The organism is Acinetobacter sp. 809848 (assembly GCF_000581275.1).
In the GTDB taxonomy this organism is placed as follows: Bacteria; Pseudomonadota; Gammaproteobacteria; order Pseudomonadales; family Moraxellaceae; genus Acinetobacter; species Acinetobacter pittii.
Genome location: NZ_JEXG01000071.1, coordinates 1 through 3,952, shown reverse-complemented (window position 1 = coordinate 3,952; position 3,952 = coordinate 1). Strand labels below are relative to the sequence as shown.

8 protein-coding genes are annotated in these 3,952 nt (G+C 32.8%); all 8 read right to left on the bottom strand.

The features are described from left to right. The coding region (locus J536_RS23310) for a hypothetical protein (RefSeq protein WP_032064130.1) at window positions 1–420 on the bottom strand (420 nt) is incomplete at its 3' end. Next, on the bottom strand, window positions 374–556 hold the full coding sequence (locus J536_RS26320) for a hypothetical protein (RefSeq protein ID WP_228130721.1): 183 nt from the start codon (window positions 554–556) through the stop codon (window positions 374–376). The genes J536_RS26320 and J536_RS23310, both read right to left, overlap by 47 nt. Window positions 557–639: 83 nt before the next feature. Then, on the bottom strand, window positions 640–945 hold the full coding sequence (locus tag J536_RS0104880; RefSeq protein WP_032064129.1) for a hypothetical protein: 306 nt from the start codon (window positions 943–945) through the stop codon (window positions 640–642). Window positions 946–1,043: 98 nt separating this feature from the next. Further along, entirely contained in the window at window positions 1,044–1,646 is a 603-nt protein-coding gene (locus J536_RS23305) for a hypothetical protein (protein WP_032064127.1), read from the bottom strand. An 18-nt stretch (window positions 1,647–1,664) separates the two neighbouring features. Then, the gene (locus J536_RS23300) at window positions 1,665–2,564 is read right to left on the bottom strand and encodes a hypothetical protein (protein ID WP_032064126.1); all 900 of its coding nucleotides are present in this window, start codon (window positions 2,562–2,564) and stop codon (window positions 1,665–1,667) included. Window positions 2,565–2,876: 312 nt separating this feature from the next. After that, window positions 2,877–3,251, bottom strand: coding sequence for a hypothetical protein (locus tag J536_RS23295; RefSeq protein WP_032064124.1), 375 nt, complete (start codon window positions 3,249–3,251; stop codon window positions 2,877–2,879). Between the two features lie 2 nt (window positions 3,252–3,253). Beyond that, the gene (locus J536_RS23290) at window positions 3,254–3,694 is read right to left on the bottom strand and encodes a hypothetical protein (RefSeq protein WP_032064123.1); all 441 of its coding nucleotides are present in this window, start codon (window positions 3,692–3,694) and stop codon (window positions 3,254–3,256) included. After that, the coding region (locus J536_RS23285) for a DUF559 domain-containing protein (RefSeq protein ID WP_032064121.1) at window positions 3,691–3,952 on the bottom strand (262 nt) is incomplete at its 5' end. The genes J536_RS23285 and J536_RS23290, both read right to left, overlap by 4 nt.

Genomic DNA, 3,952 nt, shown 5'->3' with positions numbered 1-3,952 from the left:
GGGAATGGTCTGATCTGATCCATCTTCAATTCTCGCTAATTCGCTTTTTATCCAGTTGATTGCATAACTTGATTCAATTTGATGAGGTTCAAGACGCTCAAATTTAAAGCCTTTGTCTAAAGCAAGATCATATTTGCTTAGTGAATTTGCTATCTTTGTGCCACCGCGACCAACGGCCCAAGGACTGCCAGCAATTTCAATAAGTAGATTCAACTTCACAATATAAAAATCAAACCGCCAATTCTTAGTTGATTCAAATTGAAATTTTCTTCGGTATCCAATTCGATGTTCTTCTAATTCTTGGAATAAAGTTTCTTCAGCTTCTAAATATTTTTGTGTTGCCTTGGGTAAAGGCTTTGTTCTTGGTTTTCTTTTAATTTCTGATTTTTTGGTGAGGCTGGTGTATTGGCTGAGTTCCATTCAATGCCACCCTTAAATTTTTAATTTGCTCTTTCAGCCGAATCATTACATTGTCTAATGCGATTAATTCACTGTGTCTTAGACCTGATCGACTCAGGTTTTGATACTTAGACAACTCATTACAACAGCGTTCCAAGTCTTTTCTAGCCTATATTGTGTCTGTCATAACTTCCCTCTAGGCATTAAAAAAACCGCATTAAGCGAGTCGTAATTAAAAAATTAATATCTACATAATCTTTTTAGCTTTCTTTGATAAAGATCATCAATAAGATTCCAACCAAGTAAAGCAACAATCATTGGAACAACAATAATGCCCCATTTCAAAGTATCCAAATTATTTAGAACCATTGAATATAATGGCTTGGTGTTTAAAATTTCAAGATTTGCAATATTTGACAAGGCTGGAAAATATAACATTGCAGACGCTATAACCAGTAGAATCAAAATATAACTACTCCAAAACACACTTGGAAAAGCTCTTCGAAAGTCATCTAATTGCCACAGCTTCTCTCTCAACCAATCCATACTCACCCCAAAAAATTGTTAATTTAATAATATATAAAGGTTTAATGATCAATTTTCAATCTAAATAAATTCCCCCTCGGAAGGGGTTGATGTACTATCTAATTGGTGAGCATGACGTGCATTCTTTTAACAATCATTAATATATTTAGAAAAATGGTAATCATTAAAAATGATATCAAAAATACTAAAATTTTGATTGAATACATTTGATAATTTACATTGGTAAGTAAATTAATATTTGAATAGATCAAGCAAAATAAGACAAGCAACAAAGATACGACTATCGAAAAACTTATATTGTAATAAAGTTCTTTTAGTAGATCTTTTTTAATGAAATAATTTTCATCAAGGTTCCTGCTGAATATCCATGAATAGGCTGCGGAATCACTTAATTTTGGATTTTTTTCCAAATCTTCTTTAAAAATTAAATATTTTTCATATTGCTCATCTGCTTTATTTTCCTGATCAAAAATCAATACCAAAACAGATAGTAATAGAGCAGTAAAGATTGACCCAAAGTTCACTAATAGGGATATTGTGCCATCTGTTAGTTTTTGTACATAACTCATCCCTAACGTTGCCAATACTAATGGCGCTATAAAAAAAGTAATAAAATCAATCAAATTAAAAGATTTATCACTATTTCTTAGAGATGCACAATGTCCTGTAATGATTGATAAGATGTTAATTTTCTTACTCATACATAGACCTCATTAAATTTAATACTTGAAATCTTGCCGAATATCTTCACACCAAGCCAAAATACTTTGAATTTTAGGATTACCATCAGATAATTCTAAATCGTCAGGCGCTTCAATAATACAGATTTCATTTGTAATTTTTGTACCCATTCGTATTTTTCTTGACTTACCATTACTTTGAATGGTTGCTGTTATATTTTCATAATCGTTCTCAAGAACTTCTAATAATTCAGCTTGTGGCGTCCCCTTTTTATCGAAGTCAGACCATTTTCCAAAATTTCCTCTAAGTGGAGGTTTAATAATGACAACGGTTTCCGAATCAGGGTTAATTTTTCTAACCACATCTGCAATATCAGATGATTGTACTTTTGGAATGGCTTTGATTTCTTTAGTTAATGCTTTTCTCCACAGTTGTAATGCCTTCTTATAAGGTGCTGGATTAATTTGGAAGCGCCTATCAGGAAGAACTGAAGCACAATAAGCATTCAATAGTTCATGAAAAATTGTTTTAACACCAGAATTTCTAACACTATGCAATAGAACTAGTCCTTTCGATGAGGTTTTAGGAATAACCAGATAAACAAAGTGAGGTATCATTTCAGCATTAGTGGATTTTTTCGCATATGCCAATGAACCATCCTTTACATTAACAATGGTGTTAGCTGTACCATACTCACCTGTATAAACCCATCCATAAATCCGTCTGCTTGCTAAATCAAATTTAAAGTTTTTAAACTGGACAGTAAGGGACTTCTCCTTATGATTAATAACATTCTTTTTCTGACAATCAGATATCCAATTTTTAATTAAATTAAATGCATCTACTTTTCCGTTATCTAGAGCACCTAAACTAGGATATCCACCTTTACCGTTTATTTTATCGAAAATCGAAATTTTATAAGGATGTATTGTATGCATAGTTTTACTTCGAAAGAAAAAATATTACTTTGCAAAATAATAGCACACATAAAAACACAAATAAAAATAGAAACTTAAATCAAATTCCACATTGAATATGTAACTTTTTCAAAACCACACTTCCGACACTCTCTCACCGTAAAGAAATCTGAATATTCCCAAACGTGTCGGCAGAGGATTTGTTTAATTCGGAGCTAGATACCTCCAAAAATGCAAAAAGCTCATCAAATGATGAGCTTTAAGTCAGTGAATTACTTATACTTCGTCCACTATAGCAGAACTATGCCATATCACGTTTAAACGATCAAGGCTTTATTTCGCATACTTGTCATTAATATAATCGCATACGGTAGTGGCTGTTACTAAAGGTGTTAATTTATTTAATAGTTCAATTAAACTTGGTAGATTACGAGCACCTAAATATTCAACTTCATCGCCTATTGGACTAAACTCAATTAAATATTTTGGTAATGTAGTATTTTTTGAATCACGACTGTTAACATAAATTTTTATAGGATCTCCTAAGATGTTGTCATTCATAGCATAAATACCTGATGTTGAATTATATTCAAGAATTTTCAGTACTTTGCTAATGTCATCTTCTTGATGTAAAGCAACAATCCGATCTATAAAATCATTTTCTCTTTGCCAACCATTTTTATAATCAAAGCTCCATATTTCACTCATTTTTACACCATTGTTAGAAAGTTATATTTACCAAGAAGGTAGAATCTAGCACAACTAACCATGATATTCACTTGGCCTTTAGATTGATTGGTAATAGCCGCAACTGCGCTCAATGATCTATTCTCAACCTTATGCTTAACAAGGCACATTACAGCAAACTTAGTAATATAATCACATTTGTCAGATTTAAATACATTTTTGATTATTGATTGTATTTGGTCTGCTTCATAATCACTTATTTCACATCGAATATAAGATTTACCCTTACGCAGTTCATTACCTGCTTCACGCATTAACCAGTAAATTTGATTGATATGAAGACCATCAGGTAAATCCCCTCCCTTCATACGAACCGTTTCGCACCAAGCGCCAAACTGCTCTAACCATCCATCAATAGTGTATTTAGACCAATCCATTTGTTGTGTTTTTAAAGCTGCACTCATCTTTCACTCACCATTTTCTCTATCTGCTGAACCGCTAAACCTGACTTCACTTGCTCTGTACTGAACCGTAAAACTGTAAAACCCATCATTGCTGCCGAGTTATATTTCTCCATATCCCCGATGTAACCTTTTCCCCTTGTGTGACGTCCTCCGCTCCAGATACCGCCTTCAACCTCAATCAATATCTTTGTTCCCGTAATCAGAAAATCAGCTCTCCATTTGCGTTTTGGATGGAATTTATATTCCTGCTCAAAACTG

Bases quoted from the DNA above. Each gene is read 5' to 3' on its own strand.
- J536_RS23300 (WP_032064126.1), bottom strand. From the start codon at position 2,564: ATGCATACAATACATCCTTATAAAATTTCGATTTTCGATAAAATAAAC.
- J536_RS23295 (WP_032064124.1), bottom strand. From the start codon at position 3,251: ATGAGTGAAATATGGAGCTTTGATTATAAAAATGGTTGGCAAAGAGAA.
- J536_RS0104880 (WP_032064129.1), bottom strand. From the start codon at position 945: ATGGATTGGTTGAGAGAGAAGCTGTGGCAATTAGATGACTTTCGAAGA.
- J536_RS23305 (WP_032064127.1), bottom strand. From the start codon at position 1,646: ATGAGTAAGAAAATTAACATCTTATCAATCATTACAGGACATTGTGCA.
- J536_RS23290 (WP_032064123.1), bottom strand. From the start codon at position 3,694: ATGAGTGCAGCTTTAAAAACACAACAAATGGATTGGTCTAAATACACT.